Annotated in this window: 13 protein-coding genes and 2 pseudogenes; 7 read left to right on the forward strand and 8 right to left on the reverse strand. The window is 70.5% G+C overall.

Annotation, left to right across the window (positions count from 1 at the left end; translation table 11 throughout):
• Nucleotides 1-108: 108 nt before the first annotated feature.
• Nucleotides 109-855, reverse strand: a pseudogene (locus ABZ128_RS10635) (collagenase); the annotation flags it as partial.
• A gap of 747 nt (nt 856-1,602) precedes the next feature.
• Between ABZ128_RS10635 and ABZ128_RS10640 the strand changes: the two are divergent.
• Nucleotides 1,603-3,282: a peroxidase family protein gene (locus tag ABZ128_RS10640; RefSeq protein ID WP_356847466.1), complete on the forward strand. Its 1,680-nt coding sequence runs from the start codon at nt 1,603-1,605 to the stop codon at nt 3,280-3,282.
• Nucleotides 3,283-3,443: 161 nt separating this feature from the next.
• Here the strand turns inward: ABZ128_RS10640 and ABZ128_RS10645 are convergent, their stop codons facing one another.
• A complete protein-coding gene (locus tag ABZ128_RS10645) occupies nt 3,444-4,847 on the reverse strand; it encodes a hypothetical protein (RefSeq protein WP_356847468.1) in 1,404 nt (467 codons plus the stop codon).
• A gap of 169 nt (nt 4,848-5,016) precedes the next feature.
• Complete coding sequence (locus ABZ128_RS10650) at nt 5,017-5,445, reverse strand: helix-turn-helix domain-containing protein (RefSeq protein ID WP_356847470.1); 429 nt, start codon at nt 5,443-5,445, stop codon at nt 5,017-5,019.
• 59 nt (nt 5,446-5,504) lie between these two features.
• Between ABZ128_RS10650 and ABZ128_RS10655 the strand changes: the two genes are divergently transcribed.
• The 3 genes from ABZ128_RS10655 (at nt 5,505) to ABZ128_RS10665 (ending at nt 7,133) form a co-directional block, all read left to right on the forward strand.
• A complete protein-coding gene (locus ABZ128_RS10655) occupies nt 5,505-6,134 on the forward strand; it encodes an NAD(P)H-binding protein (protein WP_356847472.1) in 630 nt (209 codons plus the stop codon).
• Nucleotides 6,131-6,574, forward strand: a complete 444-nt coding sequence (locus ABZ128_RS10660) for a nitroreductase/quinone reductase family protein (protein WP_356847473.1) — start codon at nt 6,131-6,133, stop codon at nt 6,572-6,574. The genes ABZ128_RS10655 and ABZ128_RS10660 overlap by 4 nt, the downstream gene beginning before the upstream one ends.
• Before the next feature lie 94 nt (nt 6,575-6,668).
• Nucleotides 6,669-7,133 carry a hypothetical protein gene (locus ABZ128_RS10665; RefSeq protein WP_356847474.1) on the forward strand — a complete coding sequence of 155 codons (465 nt, stop codon included), beginning with the start codon at nt 6,669-6,671 and terminating at the stop codon, nt 7,131-7,133.
• Here the strand turns inward: ABZ128_RS10665 and ABZ128_RS10670 are convergent.
• The 3 genes and pseudogenes from ABZ128_RS10670 to ABZ128_RS10680 all read right to left on the reverse strand — a co-directional run.
• Complete coding sequence (locus tag ABZ128_RS10670) at nt 7,072-7,614, reverse strand: GNAT family N-acetyltransferase (protein ID WP_356847475.1); 543 nt, start codon at nt 7,612-7,614, stop codon at nt 7,072-7,074. The two genes, ABZ128_RS10665 and ABZ128_RS10670, sit on opposite strands and share 62 nt — an antisense overlap.
• A gap of 220 nt (nt 7,615-7,834) precedes the next feature.
• On the reverse strand, nt 7,835-8,500 hold the full coding sequence (locus ABZ128_RS10675; RefSeq protein WP_356847477.1) for a hypothetical protein: 666 nt from the start codon (nt 8,498-8,500) through the stop codon (nt 7,835-7,837).
• Nucleotides 8,501-8,631: 131 nt separating this feature from the next.
• Nucleotides 8,632-11,079, reverse strand: a pseudogene (locus tag ABZ128_RS10680) (SpoIIE family protein phosphatase); the annotation flags it as partial.
• 1,037 nt (nt 11,080-12,116) lie between these two features.
• Between ABZ128_RS10680 and rph the strand changes: the two are divergent.
• Together rph and ABZ128_RS10690 are read left to right on the forward strand one after the other, a co-directional pair.
• Entirely contained in the window at nt 12,117-14,717 is a 2,601-nt protein-coding gene (gene rph, locus ABZ128_RS10685; RefSeq protein WP_356847479.1) for a rifamycin-inactivating phosphotransferase, read from the forward strand.
• Nucleotides 14,718-14,815: 98 nt separating this feature from the next.
• On the forward strand, nt 14,816-15,199 hold the full coding sequence (locus ABZ128_RS10690) for a hypothetical protein (RefSeq protein ID WP_356847480.1): 384 nt from the start codon (nt 14,816-14,818) through the stop codon (nt 15,197-15,199).
• A 225-nt stretch (nt 15,200-15,424) separates the two neighbouring features.
• On the opposite strand, the gene ABZ128_RS10695 is transcribed toward ABZ128_RS10690, so the two are convergent.
• Both ABZ128_RS10695 and ABZ128_RS10700 read right to left on the reverse strand, forming a co-directional pair.
• Complete coding sequence (locus ABZ128_RS10695; protein WP_356847481.1) at nt 15,425-16,372, reverse strand: hypothetical protein; 948 nt, start codon at nt 16,370-16,372, stop codon at nt 15,425-15,427.
• A gap of 14 nt (nt 16,373-16,386) precedes the next feature.
• A complete protein-coding gene (locus tag ABZ128_RS10700) occupies nt 16,387-17,238 on the reverse strand; it encodes a papain-like cysteine protease family protein (protein WP_356847483.1) in 852 nt (283 codons plus the stop codon).
• A 958-nt stretch (nt 17,239-18,196) separates the two neighbouring features.
• Here ABZ128_RS10700 and ABZ128_RS10705 point away from each other — a divergent pair.
• Nucleotides 18,197-18,712 (forward strand): hypothetical protein, encoded by a 516-nt coding sequence (locus ABZ128_RS10705; protein ID WP_356847485.1) that lies wholly within the window; start codon nt 18,197-18,199, stop codon nt 18,710-18,712.
• Nucleotides 18,713-18,783 lie beyond the last annotated feature (71 nt).

Here is an 18,783-nt window from a genome sequence, read left to right on the forward strand (position 1 = left end):
TCTCCCCGGCTCTGCACACCACGGGCCCCTGCCGATCGGCAGGGGCCCGCGCTGCCCGAAGCGTGATCGTCAGCCTGGGCGTACGGGTCAGGCGACCGTCGCCACGGTCGTCAGCCAGGCGTTCCAGTCGCTCTCGTAGTCCAGGGAGGTGAGGAAGGAACGGGCGGCGGCCCAGTTTCCGCTGCGGTAGTGGCCGAGGACGGTGGTGACGTCGGCCGGGTGCTTCTCGACCATGTAGCGGGCCGCCAGGTAGCCCCAGTTGTAGGTGCGGTTGACGTCGCTGTTGGCGTAGGTGGTGTCGAACAGCGTGCGCAGCGAGTACGTGTGCTTGCCTGCCTCGGCCAGCGCATTGGAGTAGGTGACACCGCGGTAGGAATAGGAGATGTACTCCGCGATGCCCTCGCCCCACCACACCGTCGGAGTGGTCTGGCCGGCGTCGAAGTCGCCGTACAGGTCGAAGCGGCCGTCGAGGTAGTGGGTGTACTCGTGGTTGAGGTTCCAGATCTGCCAGCCGGGGCTCACGTCGGTGCGCTCGTAGCAGATGAAGCGCGGCTGGTTGCCCGTCCGGGCGGGGTCTCCCTCCAGGTACATGCCCCCGTTGTTGGTATCGATGCCGTAGATCTTCCCCGCGTAGGCCTTGTAGTCGGCGCTTGAGTTGAAGACATCGACCTCCAGGGTGGTGTTGTAGTCGTTCGCGACCGGCCCCGAGTCCTTGACGGTGCTGTGGAAGTAGGCGTCCTGGTTGGCAAGGCTCGCGCAGGTCGCGGTCAACTGGGCGGCGGTCATCTCCTGGGCGCGGATCCGCAGCGTGGTGCTGCAGGTGTGGACGATCGGCAGGATCCGCGATTCCAGCCTGCTGCCGGTGGTTCCGGTGGCGCCTGGAGCGCCTTTGAGGTTGCCGTGGGCCGGGCGCTGGCCCGGGTCCGCGAAGACGTGGTCCGGCTTGGGATCGGCGTGGGAGGCCTGGGCGGGAGAAGCCGCGACGGCGGCTATGAGCAGGGCTGTGGCGACGGCCATGGCGCGCAAGAGTCACTCCTGGGGAGGGGAGTTGGCGGTCCCGTCCGCGACGGGTTGCGCTGTAAAATGGCACATGTGACATGGCTTTTCAATGACTTTGACAGGAGCACGTAGAGTCCGTTCGTCGCTCCGGGGCCGCGCGTGGCCCGACGGCCTGTTCCGGGGCATCCCCGTCCCGGCTGTCATCCCGGCCACTGCCACCTGTCCGACTTACGGGAAAGGGATGAACCACCGCCAGGGTCGGCCGACTTCGTGGCTCCGCTTGGGTGGTCAGGAGCAGTAACTGCTGCCCGCCCGCCTCCATACCGTTCGCCGCCCGGCGCGGGCGGACGTAGCGTCGTAGGAGGTGGTGCCGTTCCCTCGGGCGTCGACATCCGGGAGTCGGAGGCCGACTGCCGGCGCGCGCGTCTCGGAGGAGGCGCCGTCGCGGCCGCGCAGGCTCGGAGCGCCGCAGTTTCGAAATCGAGGGTGGTCGGGAACCACTACCTGCTCGTCCCCGAGCCGATGGCTCATCCCCTGGCCGACCGCCGGTAGCCGTCCGGACGATCGGCGGTCACGCTCCTCGTATTCTCGGGAGGTTCCCCGATGGAAGGATTCAACCCCAAGGGCAACCGTCGCGCGGCCCCACTGTTCGGCGCGGCCGCACCGGACACCACGGCAAGCGCCGCCATCGAGGTCGAAGGCGGCGCGGTCCCGACCGGCGGCGGCACGCCGGCAGGGCCCAAGCCGCCGACGAACCGGTCGGTGAGCGGCTACGGAAACAACCTCCAACACCCCCCGCGCGGGGCCACCGGCTCTGCGTTCCTGCGGCGCGCGCCCGTCGGATACGAAGACGGCGTGAGCGCCCCGGCGGGCGCCGGACGCCCGAGCGCCCGGGTGGTCAGCAACATCGTGTGCCGGCAGGAGGCCGGCACGCTCAACGCCCAGCGCCTGACGGACCTGACGTGGATGTGGGGGCAGTTCCTCAACCACGACGTCAACCTCGTCGCGGCCGCGGATCCCCTGGAGACGTTCGGCATCCCCGTGCCCGCCGACGACACCGCGTTCCCGCCGGGCAGCCAGATCCCGCTCACGCGCTCGGCGTACGACCCGTCCACCGGCACCGGACCGCACAACCCACGCCAGCAGATCGACAGCTCCAACTCGTACTTAGACGGCAGCCAGGTGTACGGCCCGGACGAGGGCCGGGCCGCGGCTCTGCGCGCCATACAGAACTTCGGGCCGATAGCCGCCTACACCAGCGGGCTGAAGACCAGCGCCGGCGTCGACGGACCCGTCCTGCCGCTGAACACGGCCGGGCTGTTCAACCAGACGGTCGGGCCGGCGGCCGGCTTCTTCCTGGCCGGCGACGAACGGGCCAACACCGGGTACGGCCTGATGAGCATCCATTCGCTGTTCGTCCGCGAGCACAACCGGCTGGCCGCGCTGATCGCTGCCGAGCGCCCTTCGGCCGGCGCCGAGCAGGTCTACCAGCACGCCCGCAAGTGGGTCGGCGCGCTGATCGGGTCGATCACCTTCCAGGAGTTCATCCCGGCGATCCTGGGCCCCGACGCGATCGGGCCGTACGCAGGCTACGACCCCCACGTGGACCCCACCATGAGCGCCGAGTTCGCCACGTTCGGCTTCCGGTTCGGCCACTCGATGCTCTCGCCCGACCTGCTGATCGTGGACAACGGCGGCCAGGTCCTGCAGACCGTGCCGCACGCCAAGGCGCTGCTCAACATCGGGATCGTCAACCAGTACGGAATCGGGCCGGTGTTCAAGGGCTTCGCGTCGCAGATCATGCAGGAGGTGGACGTCTCGGTGATCGAGGCGATGCGCAGCATCCAGCTGACGGGCGCGCCGCCGCTGGACCTGGTGGCGGTGGACATCCAGCGCGCCCGCGACCACGGTGTCCCGGACTACAACCGGTGCCGCGAGGCGTACGGGCTGTCCCCGCGCCGCACCTTCGCCGAACTGACGCCGGACCCGGTGGTACAGGCGAAGCTGAGCGCCGCGTACGGCGACATCCACCTGGTCGACCCGCTGATCGGTGGGCTCGCCGAACCCCACGTCCCGGGCACGGCCTTCGGTCCGCTCTTCACCGCGGTCATCACCGACCAGCTCACGCGGACGCGAGCCGGCGACCGCCTCTGGTTCGAGAACGACCCGGCCCTCACGCCGGCCGAGGTCGCCGCCATCAAGCGCACGAAGATGTCGGACGTGATCAAGCGGAACACGCAGATCTCGAACATCCAGGACGACGTCTTCCATCTGCCGATCTGATCCGCTTCGTACCCCCCTGCATCAGCCCGGGCCGTGGCCGGCTCGGCGAGCAGGTAACACCGGCGCCGAACCGGTTCCTGACGTGTAAGAAGCCGTGCACCCGGGCCAAGCACGTCGTACGTGAGCCTGCGGGTCCGTCCGACTCATCGCGCTCGTCCGACTCATCGTGTTCGTCCGGCTCGATCCGGCTCGTCCGGCTGCGCAGCCGACACCTCGGTGAGCAGCTCGGGCAGCGTGCCCGGAAAGTGCCACAGCCGAGGCAGGAGCGCGGCCCACCGCTCGGCGGGCACACCGCCCGCGCTCCAGCGGGCCAGCAGGGCCGCCGTCTCCACGTGGAGGGCGGAGCGGCCGCTCCAGGCCGCGCGCGAGACGTCGGTCCAGCCGGATTGCTGGCCGACCCACGAGGTCAGCAGGCTCGCGGGGCGTATGAGGGCGACCGCCTCCGCCGCCGACAACTGCCCGCGTTCGAGGACCGCACCGAGGTGGCCGAGGTGGGGGGAGGCCGGATCCCGGTGGGCGTCGTAGACGACGGTCATGGTCCGCAGGGCCTGGCGGGCCGACTCGGCCGTGTCGCCGAACGGCCCGGTGTCGCCGGGCGGCTGCCACGGGGGGACCCAGTGGCTGCTGGGGCGCCGGTACGGCTGCGGTGCCTCCGGCTCGGGAGCAGGAGGAGGCAATGGGCGGCCGGGGACGGCCGGCCGGCCGGTCCTGAGGACGAAGGCGACCTCGGGCGGGCAGTCGGGGCGCGAGCGCAGCACCTCCGCTGCCGTACGCGGCAGCCGACGGCCGAGCCGGGCCGCCGCGACCAGCCGCCAGTCGATCCGGTACGGCTCCTTGAGGACCGACCGCATGACGCGCCGTACCTCCCAGGGCGGGGAGTCCGTGCGGTGTGCGGCGCGCAGGCGGCGCAGCAGCGCGCCGGTACCGAGCCGGCGTTCGGCCGCGGAGTCGAGGAACGGCTCCGGATCAGCCTCGGCGCAGGCCGCGACGACGTCGGCGTCGGCCGGGTCACCACAATCGGGCAGCAGTGCGGCAAGTGCCCGTACCCGGGCCGCTCCGCCCGCGGCCCGTACGGTCTCCCAGGCGGTGGCGCGAGCCGTCGGCGGGTGCTCGCCGCGCCGGTCGAGGAGGGCGGCTGCCGCGAGGTCCGCGTCGCCGGAGAACAGGGCCCGGCGGTGGTGGTCCTGGTGGTACGAACGGCCGGTCGCGGCAGCGATCGGGTCCCGTACCTGCAACAGGCAGCGCGTCTCGTACCCCAGCCGGTGGTTGTCCAGCAGCGCCGCATCGATCTCGGGGACGTCGAGGTCGAACAGGGCGCGTTGGGTGGCGGCGTTGCCTGCCGTGTGCGCGAGGGCGGCCCGTAGCCGGGTGCCGCCCAGCCGCAAGACGGCCTCCGTGACGGGGGTGGGCGGGTCGAACCCCATGAAGAACAGGGCCGGGTCGACGTCCAGCCAGGCGTCCAGGGCGGCGGGCCGCTGGTGGTACGGGATCAGGGTCGCCAGGCAGGCGAGGTGGAACCGGTTGGTCATCCGCTGGTTCGGGGTCAGTTCCTCGTACGCACCCACCCCGGACCTCTCCTCCGGTACCGCAGCCACCGGACCCCCCGTTCCGCCGGGCCCCCTACCGGCTTCCTGCACTGTACAAGGCGACCGGCGACACCCCGGCCTTCGAGGGCCGTCATCAGCTCGACCAAGGGTCCGAGCGGTCGCCCGAGGCCTGCCCGACGACATTCCGTCAGGAGGGCCTGCCCGAGGATCCGCCTGAAGCGTCGCCCGGGCGGGCGCCCGCGAGCCCCGCCTCCTGGGCGTCCAGCAGCTCGTCCCAGTGCTCCCGCGTCCACTCGCACGCCGCGTCCAGCGGCCCGAGGAGTCCCCGCCCGAGCGGGGTGAGCGCGTACTCGACGCGCCGCGCCGGGCCCTCGTACTCCGTGCGCGCGACGAAGCCGTCCCGTTCCAGCCCCCGCAGCGACTGCGTCAGGGACTTGGCGGTGATCTCACGCAGCGGGACCTTGAGTTCGGAGAAGCGGCGGGGGCCGTCCTGGAGGCAGCGCAGGATCAGCGTGGCCCACTTGTCGCCGATCCGGAAGGGGACCAGAGGCGAAGGGCAGACGGGGTCGAACATCTCCGGGTCCAGGGGCGGCGGGTTCAGCGGCGGCTGCGTCATGATCACCACCGTAGTGCGGTATCCGATCGGTAACCAGCCCTCCTCCTAAGGTCGGGGGCATGACGAACCAGGGGAAGAAGCAGGAAAAGACCACTCAGAAGGTAGTCGTCTTCGGCGCCCGCGGCCGCGTCGGCCGGGCCGTCGTCGCCGAGGCGCGGGCGCGGGGCCTGGAAGTCACCGAGGCGGGGCGCGGTGACGGCGACATCACGTCGGCGGCGGACGTGGCCCGCCTCGCCGCCGGGCACGACCTGGCCGTGGCCGCCGTGTACGACCTGGCCGCAGACCCGGGGGAGTTCTTCCCCGCAGCCGCACGCGCCCTCGCGGCGGGCCTGTCCGGGGCCGGGGTGCGGCGCCTGGTGTCCGTCGGGCTGGCGTCCGTACTGCCCACCGAGGCCGGGGCGTTGCTGATGGACACACCGGGCTACCCGCAGGAGTGGCGGCCGTTCTACGCCGGCCACGCAGCCGGGACGGAGGCCCTGCGGGCGGCTGCGCCCCAAGGCCTCGACTGGGCGGTCCTGAGCCCGTCGGGTGATTTCGCCGCCGCCGCATCCACGGGCGGCTACGCCTTCTGCGCCGCCGACGCCGACGCCGACGACCGGATCACCCATGCGGACTTCGCACGGGCAGTGCTCGACGAGGCGCTGGCCCCGACCGTGCACGCCACGCATGCGGGGGTGCGGGCGGCGTGACCGCACACGTGACGGACAGCCCCGACCCCTGGGTCGCCGAGCACATCCGCCGCTTCGAGGAGACCGGCGGAGTGCCGCGCCCCGGCATCCGCGACCTGCTGCTGACCACGCGAGGGCGCCGCTCCGGGGTGCTGCGGCGCACGGCGCTCGCGTACGTACGGGACGGGGACGCGTACGTCCTGACGGCCTCGAACGCGGGGGCCGAGCGTCATCCGGCCTGGTACCTGAACCTGACGGCCGACCCGGCCGTCACGCTCCAGGTCGGCACCCTGACCTTCCCGGCGGTCGCCCGGCGGGCGACCGCCGCGGAGGCGGAACGGCTCTGGCCGGCAGTGGTGGCGGCCATGCCCTCGTACGCGGCCTACCGCGCCTCGGCGGGCCGCGAGATCCCACTCGTCCTGGTCACCCGTACCACCGGGCCGGCGGCCGGTGGGTGCTGAGGTCACCGCCGGCCCTGTGGGCGTCCGGCTACTCAAAGGGAGGTGAGTAGGTGCGCTCTGCCGCAGGACCGGGGCGGGCCGGGATGCTTGAGCCATGCGCCAGAGATCACTGCAACTCACCCCGTACCTGATGCCGTGCATATCTGTGGCGGCGTGGTGCGCCTGGCTGGGCTGGGACCAGCATCATGACGTCCACCCCGACGGCTCGGTGAGCGGCCCTTATGCGGCCTGGCAGGTGATCGGGTTGGCGCTGACCCTCCTGGCACCGGTCTACTGGGCTGCGTCCCGGCGTCGCGTTCCTCAGGCCGTGCTCGGCATCACGACCGGTCTGACCGCCGCCGCCTCCTACGACTGGTCGGACGACGCCAGCGGCCTCTTCATGGTCGGCGTAGGCATGGTCATGACGGTAAGCCTCATCGCGACCTTCACCCTCTCCATGCTGATCGCCTCCGTCACGCGGGCCGGACGGCGAAGCGACCCGAGAACGACCGGAGCGGTCAGGGGCGGTCCAGAGCCCAGGTCTGCAGGGCGTAGGGCCGCCCCTTCTCCTCACCCGTGATCAGCGGCACGTCGAGCAGTCTGAAGCCCGTCTTGGTGGCTACGGCCACGCTGGCGGCGTTCTCGGACTCCAGCTCCAGGATCACCTGCTCCGCACCCAGCTCCTCGAAGGCGTAAGCGGCCATCACCTGCACGGCCCGCGCCGCCAGCCCCTGACCGCGGTGCGCCGGGCCGACCGCGTAACCGATCTCCATCCCCTCGGGGGCACGCCGCAGCATCACCTCGCCGAGCGGTGCGCCGCCGTCGACGGTGATGGCGAGCAGGAGGGTCGTGCCCTCCGCGCGCAACCGCCGGTCCCGGTCCAGCCGTGCGCGGGCGGCCGCTTCGTCGAAGGGGGAGACGATCGGTGTCCAGTAGGCGATGTCGGGGTGGTCGAACAGCTCCGGCATCGCCTCCAGGTCCGCCTCCGTCCAGTCGCGGAGGACGAGCCCCTTCCCCGTGAGCTCGATCCGCTCGGGAAAGGACGACGTGGTGCTGCTCATGGTGGGGACCTCCGCTTGTTCAGGGCAACGCAGGATAACCGCGGAGCGGGCAAGGCTCACGAGATTTTTCTCCGGCAGTCGCCGTCGGCGGCCAGGCGGCAGCCCTGGCCGGTGGTGTCCACCTCGGAGTGCCCGTGTGCGCGCACGGCACTGCGGATCGGGCAGCGTCCTTTGAAGCGGGGCAGGGGCGTGCAAGCCGGCCGGCCATGAGGCGTTGCCTTCAGAAGGCGTAGCAGCTGGACTCGCCTTGGGGACGCCCGGTTACCGGGTTGACGTCGTTGCGCAGCTCGTAGAACTGGCGTTCCGGCGCTTTGGCGAAAGTCTGCAGAGCGTCTTTGGAGATGTCCAGACAGAAGGGCTTCTTCACCGGTGCCCGGTCGCTGGACCGGCTCAAGACGAGAGTTCCGTCATAGCGGCCGGCGTGCAGATGCCAGTCATTGCTGTGGAAAAGGAATGTGGGTTGCTGTGGCTTGTCCTGGTTGACCACGAGAGGTGAGGGGTCTGCCGTCCGGTTGTAGTTGAGCCGGTTGGAGGCGAAGTCGTACGTCCAGGCTCCGACCTCGTTCCAATGGAACAGCGGCTGCTGGCCTTTCCCGGCGGGGAGCAGATGCAGACCGATGTTCGTAATGATCTCGACGTCTTCGGCGCGGAAGCGGGTGGCGATGGTGGGCTGAACGAACAAGTGAACGGTCCCCCCGGGCGCGTGGGGCTCGATCCGAATCACGTGGGGCAAGGTGACGTCCACATCCGGGCCCCGCTGCAACTCGGCGAGGTTGAACAACGAGATACCCAACGCCACCACACCGGTCAGGGTGGCCGTCCACACATGGGCCGCCTCCAGCCGCCCGCGTCGAGCCCGGCCACCTGCTGTGTCACCCGAGGTCATGGAGCAAGCCTGGAGTTGCACGCGGGCGCCCCCACGCAGGACGGCTTGCACGAGCCGGATTCTTCACCTGCCTGGACTCCTCGTGACTGCTCCGACGTGGGTGCGAACGCCCCCGGTCTGGTTCCGGCTGGTCAGCCGCGTGCAGTGGTCAGCGGCACCTCGGCCCACACCTGTTTGCCGCCGCTGAGCGGTACCGAGCCCCACGACGACGTCGTCGCCTCGACGATGAGGAGCCCGCGGCCGCCCGTTGCCGACCAGTCCACGTCCGCAGGCCTGACCGGGCTGCGGGGAGAAGCGTCGTTCACGGCGATCCGCAGCCGGTCCGCGGACAGCGTCAGGTCCAGCCGGACCTCTCCCTGCGTATGGGCGACCGCATTCGTGACGAGCTCCGACACCACCAGCAGGGCGACATCGATCTCCTCCTCCACGCCCCACGAGCGCAGTGTGCGCGCGGTGAAACGGCGAGCGTGATGGACGGCGTTGGGGAGCCGCCAGACGGTCCAGTTGGTCCGCATCGGCCGGACGCGGGTGCCGTCGTAGCGCAGGAGCAGCAGCGCCACGTCGTCGTCCCGCCGGTTGACCCGCGCGAGCAGTTCGTCGGCCACTCTCCCCGGGTCCTCCGGGTCCGCCGTGGCCAGCACGTCGCACACCCGGCGCATGCCGTCCTCCAGACGGACGTTGGACGACTCCACCATGCCGTCCGTCAGCAGGGCAAGGACGGTCCCGGGGAGCAAGTCGACTTCGGTCATGGGGAATTCGGCGTCCGTGACCACTCCCAGGGGCGGTCCTCCTTCGACCGTCATCTCCTCGGTGCTGCCGTCCGGGCTGCGCAGGACCGGCTGCAGGTGACCGGCGCGGACGCACCAGGCGATGCCCTCCTCCATGTCCAGATCCACGTACAGGCACGTGGCGAACAGGTCGGTCTCCATGTCGACGAGCAGCCGGTTGGCCCGGGCAATGACCACGTCGGGCGGGTGGCGTTCCACTGCGTAGGCCCTCACGGCCGTTCGTATCTGGCCCATGAGGGTCGCAGCTCCGGCACTGTGCCCCTGCACGTCGCCGATGACGAGCGCCACGTGGCCGTCGCCGAGCGGGATGAGGTCGTACCAGTCGCCGCCCACTTCGAGCCCTACGGTCGCGGGCAGATAGCGCGCGACGGCCACTCCACCGGGCAGGGAGGGGAGTTTGCGCGGCAGCAGGCTGCGCTGGAGCATCGTGGCGAGCTCATGGCCGGCGTCCAGCGCGTGCGCGCGCATCAGCGCCTGCCCCACCAGCGCCGCCGTGGCGGTCAGCAGGGACCGCTCCTCCGGTCCGAACCGGTGCTCACCGTCCCACCCGACGAGGCAGACCCCGACCATCCGGCCGTCGGCCGGCAGCGGCAGGATCGCAAGCCCGCCGGGCCCGATCCCCGCGAGAGGGGGTTCGAGGTCCGCACCCGGCGGCCACAGGCTCACATGGCCCTCCCGAAGTGCGTTCTGCAGCGTGGGCAGGTCGTGCATCGAGGCGTCCGGCCACTCGGACCGCCACTCCGAACGCCACATACCCGGCCAGGCGCCCGGCTCGGGAGGGTCGAGCACGGTGACCACGAGCCGGTCGCCCTCCAGCTCGGCGACCGCCACCCGGCTCGCGTTCAGCGGGGTGCGCAGGGCGTTCACGACGATCTGACTGACGTCCCTGATGGTGGTCGCCCCGGCCAGCTTGGTGGACAGCCGCTGCACGATGGAGACCTCGTCGGCACTGGGGCGGAGGTAAGAGGCGTCGGCCACCACGCCGAGGACCCGCACGGGGCTGCCCGCGTCGTCCGTCATCACCCGGCACCGCAGGCCCAGCCAGCGCAGTTCACCTCCCGGCCTGCGGACGCGGAACGCCAGCTGCTGCGGCTCCGATGTCAGCCTGTCGGGTTCCACGATGGCCATCAGTGCGGGGATGTCGTCCGGCACGGCACTCGCGAGCAGCATCTCCACGTTGCCGCTGAACTGGTCGGGCGGGATGCCGAGCAGCTCCAGCACGCGCGCGTGCGCCTCCATACGGCCGGAGCCGAGGTCCAGGATGAACGCGCCGCCCCGCAGCGGCACCAGGGTGTGTCCCAGCACGGGGCGTGCAGCCGTGCGCCGGGACGTGTGCGCGGCCACCGATTCCACTCCGGCGGCGACCTGGTCGGCGTACAGCTCCAGCAGGCTGCGGCGGTCGCCGCTGAACCCGTCGGGGACCTTGCCCGCGACGATCAGACATCCCAGCTCCTGGGAGCCGTGCCCGAGCGGCAGGGCACCGAGCGAGAGACTGGCCGGCGCCGCCTGGACGGAGTCGTCCCGCACCCGCCCGGGGAAGTGGTGCGGGTCCTCCTCCACGTATGCGGCGAGTTCCTTCGGGTTCAGCCACAGCGGGCGGCCCGAGCGGTAGGCTTCGGCGGCCGGGGAGTGCCCCTCCACGGAGAGGACCGCGGGCAGCCCGTACAGCATGGAGCGGTTTCCGGTCATCTCGGCCAGGTGCAGTTCTCCGCGGCCCTCGGCGACCACGTAGACAGCGGCCAGCTCGGCCCCGCAGAACGCAAAGCGCTGCCTGGTCACACTCTGTAACGCTCTCTTACGCGGGCCGGCCCGGTCGACCGCCCTCCCTCCATGCTGTCGCGCCTCACACCGTCGGCGCGAGTCGAGCGGGGTACCCGCCGCGAGCCAGGGCATCCATGCCGAGAAGAAGATCGTCGCGGAAGCGGACGCGTGGGACCGGTCGCTCGGATACGGGCCTCGTGGAGGCATGCTTCCGATGTACGGCCGCGGACCGAGTGCTGCCCAGGCGCGCGCATCTCCGGCGGCGACCGGGTCGTGGGTCACCACCGCGCAGGTCTGGCCGTCCCGGGCCACACCTGCCCGCAGCAAGGCGAGGATCTCGTGGCCGATGGTCCGGTCGAGCGCGCCGGTCGGCTCGTCGGGCGAACAGCACCGGGGGCGCCCCAGACCAGCGCCCTGGCGACAGCCACCGGCTGCTGCTGCCCGCCGGACAGCTGCCGGGCCGGTGCAGCTCGCGTCCGGCCGGCCCCACCCGGGCGAGCGCGTCCAGCACCCGGTCCGTGAGCCCGAGGGCCCCATCACCGCCGTGAACGTCCTGGGCACGAGGCCCGCCGACACCCCGCGCAGCGCCCGAACGGAAGCCGTGCCGGCCCCTGTACGAGCCGACATCGCCCGGACGGCACCAGAAGTTACGGCGGCCGGACCGGCCCTGACGGGAAGGCGCAGCGGTGGACTGCCGGACTTGGCGTCGGGAACGCGGGTGGCGAGCTCGCCGAGAGCGGCGGCATCTTCCGGGGAGCGCCGGCCTTCTTGCCCGGGCCGGCCTCGACGGCGTGCTCCCGGTCAACGGCGCTGGTGACAAAGGCTTTCAGCGCCGACGCCCACGGCAAGGAGGCCAATCTCCTTGCCTCTCTCAACCTATAGCGCACTGGGGGGCTTGCCACAAGGCCCCGGTCGCAGCGCAGAATCGTCGCCTTGTGCCACCACCTGCGGAGAGGACATCCAGCCATGCGAAGGCGCTCGATAAGCAGTGCGACCGAGGCGGCGGCGCCCATGACCCGGTCGGCCACCCCGGTGCGACCGATCGCCGCCCCTGCGGAGGTGGCGCGATGAGTGAGCAGTACGTGCTGGATCTCCATGAGACCGACGAGACGCAGGGCGCGGTCGTCGGGGGCAAGGGAGCGCACCTGGGCGGGCTGTCGAGGATCGAAGGCGTTGACGTGCCGGGCGGCTTCTGCGTGACGACGGACGCCTTCCGCCGGGTCATGAAGGAGACTCCGTCGATCGATGGTCTGCTCGACGAGTTGGCGCATGTGTCCCCGGAGGACCGGGAGGCGATCGGCACGCTCAGCGCGCAGATCCGCCGCACGATCGAAGACGTCCCGGTCCCGGGCGACGTCGCGGCGGCCATCACCGGCGCGCTCGACCGGCTCGGCGGGCAGACCGCCTGCGCGGTCCGGTCCAGCGCGACGGCCGAGGACCTGCCGACGGCCTCCTTCGCCGGCCAGCAGGACACCTACTTGAACGTCGTGGGCCCGGCGGCGGTCCTCCGGCACGTCAGCCGGTGCTGGGCCTCGCTGTTCACCGAGCGGGCGGTCACCTACCGGCGGCGCAACGGTATCGACCACCGTACGGTGCACATGGCCGTGGTCGTGCAGCGGATGGTACTGCCCCGGGCGGCCGGCGTCCTGTTCACGGCCGACCCCGTCTCGGGCCACCGCAAGACGGCCACCGTGGACGCCGGATTCGGCCTCGGCGAGGCCCTCGTCTCCGGCCTGGTCAACCCGGACGTCTTCACCGTCCGGGACGGCACGATCGTCGCCAGGACGATCGCCGCCAAACGGCGTGCCCTGTACGCGCTGCCGGCCGGCGGTACCCGGGAAGTCCAGGTCGACCCGCACCGGCAGGAGCAGCCGGCGCTGACGGATGCGCAGGTCCTTGAGCTCGTCCGGATCGGGCGCAGGATCGAGGCGTACTTCGGCCGCCCGCAGGACATCGAATGGTGTCTGGCCGATGACGGCTTCCAGATCGTTCAGAGCAGGCCGATCACGACGCTCTTCCCCGTACCCGACAGCGGCGACCAGGAGAACCACGTCTACGTCTCCGTCGGCCACGGGCAGATGATGACCGATCCCATGAAGCCGCTCGGGCTGTCCATGTGGCGGCGGACGGCCATGGTGCCGATGCACGAGGCCGGCGGGAGGCTGTTCGTGGACGTCACGCCGCGGCTCGCCTCGCCCGCGAGCCGCGCCGGCCTCCTGGACCTGATCGGCAGGGGTGATCCGCTGACCAGGGATGCTCTGGAGACCGTCCTCGACCGCGACGACTTCGTTGCGTCGCTTCCGGACACGAGTCCCGGCGGGCCGCCGCCCGGTGCTGCGCCCACCCCGATCGAAACCGACCCCGCCATCGTCACCGAGCTGATCGAGCGCAGCCGGCGGTCCGTCGCCACCCTGGAGCGCGACATCCGGACGAAGACCGGACCGGCGCTGTTCGACTTCCTGCTGGAAGCCTTCGAGGAGCACAAGAGGGTCCTCGGCGATCCCCTCAGCATGCAGGCGATCATGGCGGGGATGCAGGCCACCTGGTGGCTGAACGACAAGCTGCTGGAATGGCTGGGGGAGACGAACGGAGCCGACGTCCTCACGCTGTCCGCCCCCGGCAACATCACCTCCGAGATGGGACTGGCCCTGCTCGACGTCGCGGACGTGATCCGCCCGCACACGCAGGTGGTGGCCTTCCTGCAGGGCGTCCGGGACGACGACGCCTACCTGGACCAGCTGGCGAAGCTCCCCGGCGGGACCGAAGTGCGCGACGCCATCGAGGACTACCTCGACCGGTACGGCATGCGTTGCGTCGGCGAGATCGACATCACGAGGCCGCGTTGGCGCGAGCGCCCCAGCGCGCTCGTGCCCGTGCTCCTCGACCACGCACGGAACTTCGCGCCGGGCGCCGCCGAGCGGCGCTTCGAGGAAGGACGGCGGAGGGCACAAGAGAAGGAAGAGGACGTACTGACGCGGTTGCGCGCCTTGCCGGACGGGGAGCAGAAGGCCGACGAGACCAAGCGGATGGTCGACCGGGTCCGCACCTTCATCGGCTACCGGGAGTACCCGAAGTACGGCGTCATCAGCCGCTACTTCCTCTACAAGCAGGCCCTGCTGGCGGAGGCTGAGCGCCTCGTGCACGCCCAGGTGCTCCGCGAAACGGAGGACGCCTTCTACCTCACGTTCCAGGAACTTCACGACGCCGTGCGCTCGCACCAGGTTGACGAGCAGCTCATCCAGGAGCGGAAGGCTGCATTCCAGAGCTACCACGCGCTCACACCGCCCCGGGTGCTCACCTCGGACGGTGAGGCTCTCACCGGCGCCTACCGGCGAGACGACGTTCCAGCCGACGCCCTGATCGGTGTGGCGGTCTCCGCCGGGACCGTCGAGGGAAGGGCCCGCGTCGTCCTCGACATGGCACAGGCCGATCTCGAAGCGGACGACATCCTGGTCACCCCCTTCACCGACCCCAGCTGGTCACCGCTGTTCGTCGGGATCGCGGGCCTGGTGACGGAGGTGGGCGGCCTGATGACGCACGGCGCGGTGGTCGCCCGGGAGTACGGCCTGCCCGCAGTGGTGGGTGTGGAGGGGGCAACCCGGCTGATCCGGGACGGGCAGCGGATCCGCGTGCACGGCACCGACGGGTACGTGGAGATCCTGCCTTGACCGACTGCTCCCAGTGGTCGATGTCCTTGCCGGGGCGGTCGAAGTCACCGACGATGCTCGGAGACTGCGGTCGAGTCAGCGCAGAACAAGGGGAAAACATGAAGAGACACCACGGTGTGAAGCCGTTCCCGACAGCAGCCGCAGCCTCGGCGCTCCTTCCGGTCCTCGTACTGGCCGGACTGCTCCTGGGCCCTGCGGCGACCGCATCGGCGGCCGTACCGGTCGTCCGACAGGCGCCGGCAGCCTCGACGGTGCTCACGCCCGGCGAACTGCCCAGCGCACGTACCCACTCGACGGCTGCCTCAAGTACATCGGTGTCGTCCCCGGTACGGGTCACCACCGCAGACAAGAAGCCCAAGAAGAAGAGCAAGAAGAAGAGCGGCGGGTTCATCAAGAAGCTCGTGATCGTCGCGGTCGTCGTCGTCCTGCTGCTCGTGGTCGTCTACGGGATCAGCCGTGTCCTGCGCCGCAGGTCCGCTTAGCCTCGTGAGGGAGGACGTACGGGCGAACGGCAGTCCGGCCCTGACCGCAACCCTCCCGCAAGGCCACCAGACCGGGCGCCGAGGTGTGGGCGGTGGCTCGATCACCTGAGGTGATCGACGCGGTCCCGGTCCTGATCTGGGGGCCTGCGGTCGTCCAGCCGCCCTCGAACGCCGAGCGCGGCTTCGACGCGGCCGATCGCGTTGCCTGCCGCATCCGTCCCCGAATCAGCCAGTGGCGGCCGTCCTTCGGCGGCGCGCGTACACCACCGCACCGCCGGCCGCCGCCAGGGCCGCGGCCCCGGCTACGGCTGCCGGCTGCCAGGACGCCTCGGCCGCATGTCCCGCAGAAGCGGACGCGGGCGGGGGCGGGGCCGGCTGGTCCTCCACGAGGTCGGCGTATCCGCCGGCCAGGCCCTTGCGGTCGTACTCCGTGCCGGGCAGTTTGTCCCCGTAACGGGTCGTGACCAGCTTCTGGTAGGCGGCGAGGGTGAGGGAGCGCTTTCCACCGAGGCTGGTGGTCGCCTCCTCGTTGAGGGGCTCGACCGACCCCTCGGCGGTGAGCCGGTACCAGGCGTGGATCTGCGGCTCGGTGAAGGTGCGGGCCTGGGGGGTGCCGCGTTCGGCAAGCCGGAGCTCGGCGTCCCCGTCCCGGATGCCGGCCAGCTGCCAGCCCTCGGCACCGACGTTCTGCCCGCCCTGCCCGCCGCTTCCCGTCGCAGCCGGGTTTCCCTGGGGCGAGAGCATCACGGCGGCCTGGTGGCCGTCGGAGGCGGTCACCCGGGAAGCCAGATAGGAGAGCCGCAGAGCGGTCTGCGGGCTCGCCTGGGTCTTGCCGGCCACGAACTCAGGGCTGATCTCGAACATCGGCACGGGGTCCTTGAGATCGAACCTGGGCGGCGCGGCGGCTGCGGAGGGTGCGCTTCGGGGCGTGCCGACGGTGCCGCCGTCCGCGGCGGCGGCGCTGCCGGGCTGCCGGGTCGAGACCAGGAAGCGCGAGACGGCGCCCCGGAGCTGGTCGCTCCGCAGGGTCTGTTGGGCGGACTGGTAACCCGCGATGCCGTCGCCGTCCGCACCCTGTGCGGAAACGTTTCCGCACAAGGTGGCGGCGAGCGCGGTCGTGGCGAGGACGGCGGCCCGGACTGCCGTGCGCTTGGTGCGTCGCATGGTCTGCATGGTGGGTTTTCTCCTCAGCCCTGGATGCCGACGCGGGAGTGCGTCCACTGGAACGAGTTGTTGTTCGCGTAGATGGAGTAGTTCCACCACGTATACGTCTGGGTCGTCTGCCACGGGTCGCCGACCGCGATCATGTTGCTGGTGCTGTCGTAGCCGTAGATGACGTTCATGTGGCCGCCGCCGCTGCGCCAGCCGATCCGGACGGCGAACGGCCTGCCTGAGGCGATCTCGGCGGTCGACTCGCTGAACGAGGCGTTGCGGTAGAGACTGCGGCCACTGCTGCCCAGTCCCAGCCTGGCCAGGCCGTTGGCCATGTCCTCCAGCGTCGCGGGCTGGTTGTTGCAGTTCACCCAGCCGCCCTGGGCGGCGAGTTGGCAGAACTGCTCCTGGCTGACGCTGCGGCCCCAGTACTTGGCGATGGTCACGCCGGAGGCGTCCCAGCACCACTGGGTCCTGACCTGCTTCTGCATGTCGATGCGGAGCGTTTTCGCGGTCGTGGGGGTCGGCTTCGGGTTCGAGCCACAGACGGGCAGGCCGGTGGTGTTCTCCCGGATGAACGCGTCGGCGATGTAGTACGAGCCGGTGTAGATCCACCGCGGGTTGTTCTCCACGGTGTCACCGGTGGTCCGGCAGGACATCAGGATCCTGTCGCCGACCCTTGAGGAGCCGTTGACCTGGGCAGAGAGGGAGGGCTTGGCGCGATGGTTGACGGTGCTGTAGTTGCCCTGCCCGCCTATGACCGTGCCGCTGACCGCATCGGCCTGGGCGAGGGCACCGAAGCCGAACAGCAGACCACCGGAGAGTACGGCGGTGACCGCGGCTATCAGCGCCTTCTTGCGGCGGGACGTGCGACGTTTGTGCATCATGCTCCTTGATCCGGGAATTGCGAGAGCTCGCTCGGTCGCCGGCCGGCCGGTCGACCGGGCTGCGGGACGGGCGGCGCGCACGAGAAGGGCTCCGCCGGGACTTGACTCATGTCCGGTGGCGGCAGCCCGACGTCAAGACACCGAGTCCGGGGCCGAGGGCCGGTGGCGAAGCTGAGGTATCGGAGCCACCGCTCGGGGTGCCTCGCCCTGCGTGGGCTCGGACGCCGGTGCCGCGTCACCTGCGAGGCACATGCCGGTGAGGTCCGAACGTCCGCGAAGGCTGCTACGGCCGGCCGCACACGGGGGATGTGCCGCGACGTGACCCGCTTCTACGACCAGACATGACGGCACCGCTTTCCTTGAGTGGCTGGGGTGCGGGAATCCTGCCAGAGAGAAAGGGGGGATTTAAACGCCGGTGCTCTACGCGCAAAGATGTCGCTTATTCAACCATCAGCCGCAATAGAGTGACGTACCGTCAATCTACCTAAGCTGCAGGCTAGTTAACTGACGGCGACTCGTTGGTCCAGGCCATCGCGGCGACCCGACGAACGCGTGGACTTTACTCAAACTTGATGGTGGGCTGCCCTTCATTAGACGCGCCGTCAAATAGTGAAATAGCCCAGAGTGCACGCCATGTGACTGTCCATCATTTCATTACGTGCGATCGCTCTCCACGTCTTGCATGGAATAGGAGCCGAAGGCCAAGAACGCCGTGCCAGGCCCCCAACCGCTCCGGCTGGCGACGTGGGATGGATGTTTTAACCGGCGAGGCCCGCGCCGGGCCGGCCCGCCAGGGCTTGTCCACGACAAGATCGAGGTCCCGCGGCTTCTGAGGTCGGCCCAGGGCCCGCGACCTGCACGCGGAGGCGTGCTGAACGGGTAGTTCCGTATCGCTGTTAGGGTGACGTGCGCCCGTCAATCGGGCCTTCTTTCCTACACACTTCAACGGGGGTTGAACGTGAAGCTTCGTCATGTTCGCGCGGTCGCCGTCTTCGGTATCGCAGTTGTCGCACTCACCGGAGCCCGTGGTTCCCACGGCGCCGGCTGCGGGGGCGGCAGCCACGGCTCCAGCCACAGCAACTCCAGTGGCAGCAGCACCGGTGGCAGCCACGACAACGACAACACCAACGGCGGCTCGGGCGGTGTCTCCGCCCCCGGAGGCTCCCGCAGCAACGACAAGGCCGAGCGCGACATCAAGATCGACAAGTGCAGGCTGAACGACGCGGGCAAGAACTTGGTCGCCCGGCTCACCGTCACCAACAGCGGCTCGTTGGACTACACGTACAACATCACCGTCAAATTCCGTCCGGACGCCGGCTCCGGCACGAACACCGCCATGGCTAATGTCACCGGCCTCACGGTCAAGGCAGGTGCCTCTCAGCAGGCCGAGGCCACAAGTACGTACAGCGGCAAGGGCGACGGCAGCGAGTACAAGGAATGCGTCATCGTCAGCGCGACGAAGAGCGCCCTGTGACGCACGGCGCCGTCTGAGCTCGGAGAGGCCGGTGTCCTGCGCCCTGAGGCTCGGGCCCGGCTGTCGTCGCT

This window comes from Streptomyces sp. NPDC006326 (assembly GCF_040612915.1).
Lineage (GTDB): Bacteria > Actinomycetota > Actinomycetes > Streptomycetales > Streptomycetaceae > Streptomyces.

Bases quoted from the DNA above. Each gene is read 5' to 3' on its own strand.
- ABZ128_RS10640 (WP_356847466.1), top strand. From the start codon at position 1,603: ATGGAAGGATTCAACCCCAAGGGCAACCGTCGCGCGGCCCCACTGTTC.
- ABZ128_RS10650 (WP_356847470.1), bottom strand. From the start codon at position 5,445: ATGACGCAGCCGCCGCTGAACCCGCCGCCCCTGGACCCGGAGATGTTC.
- ABZ128_RS10655 (WP_356847472.1), top strand. From the start codon at position 5,505: ATGACGAACCAGGGGAAGAAGCAGGAAAAGACCACTCAGAAGGTAGTC.
- ABZ128_RS10665 (WP_356847474.1), top strand. From the start codon at position 6,669: ATGCGCCAGAGATCACTGCAACTCACCCCGTACCTGATGCCGTGCATA.
- ABZ128_RS10670 (WP_356847475.1), bottom strand. From the start codon at position 7,614: ATGAGCAGCACCACGTCGTCCTTTCCCGAGCGGATCGAGCTCACGGGG.
- ABZ128_RS10675 (WP_356847477.1), bottom strand. From the start codon at position 8,500: ATGACCTCGGGTGACACAGCAGGTGGCCGGGCTCGACGCGGGCGGCTG.
- rph (WP_356847479.1), top strand. From the start codon at position 12,117: ATGAGTGAGCAGTACGTGCTGGATCTCCATGAGACCGACGAGACGCAG.
- ABZ128_RS10690 (WP_356847480.1), top strand. From the start codon at position 14,816: ATGAAGAGACACCACGGTGTGAAGCCGTTCCCGACAGCAGCCGCAGCC.
- ABZ128_RS10695 (WP_356847481.1), bottom strand. From the start codon at position 16,372: ATGCAGACCATGCGACGCACCAAGCGCACGGCAGTCCGGGCCGCCGTC.
- ABZ128_RS10700 (WP_356847483.1), bottom strand. From the start codon at position 17,238: ATGATGCACAAACGTCGCACGTCCCGCCGCAAGAAGGCGCTGATAGCC.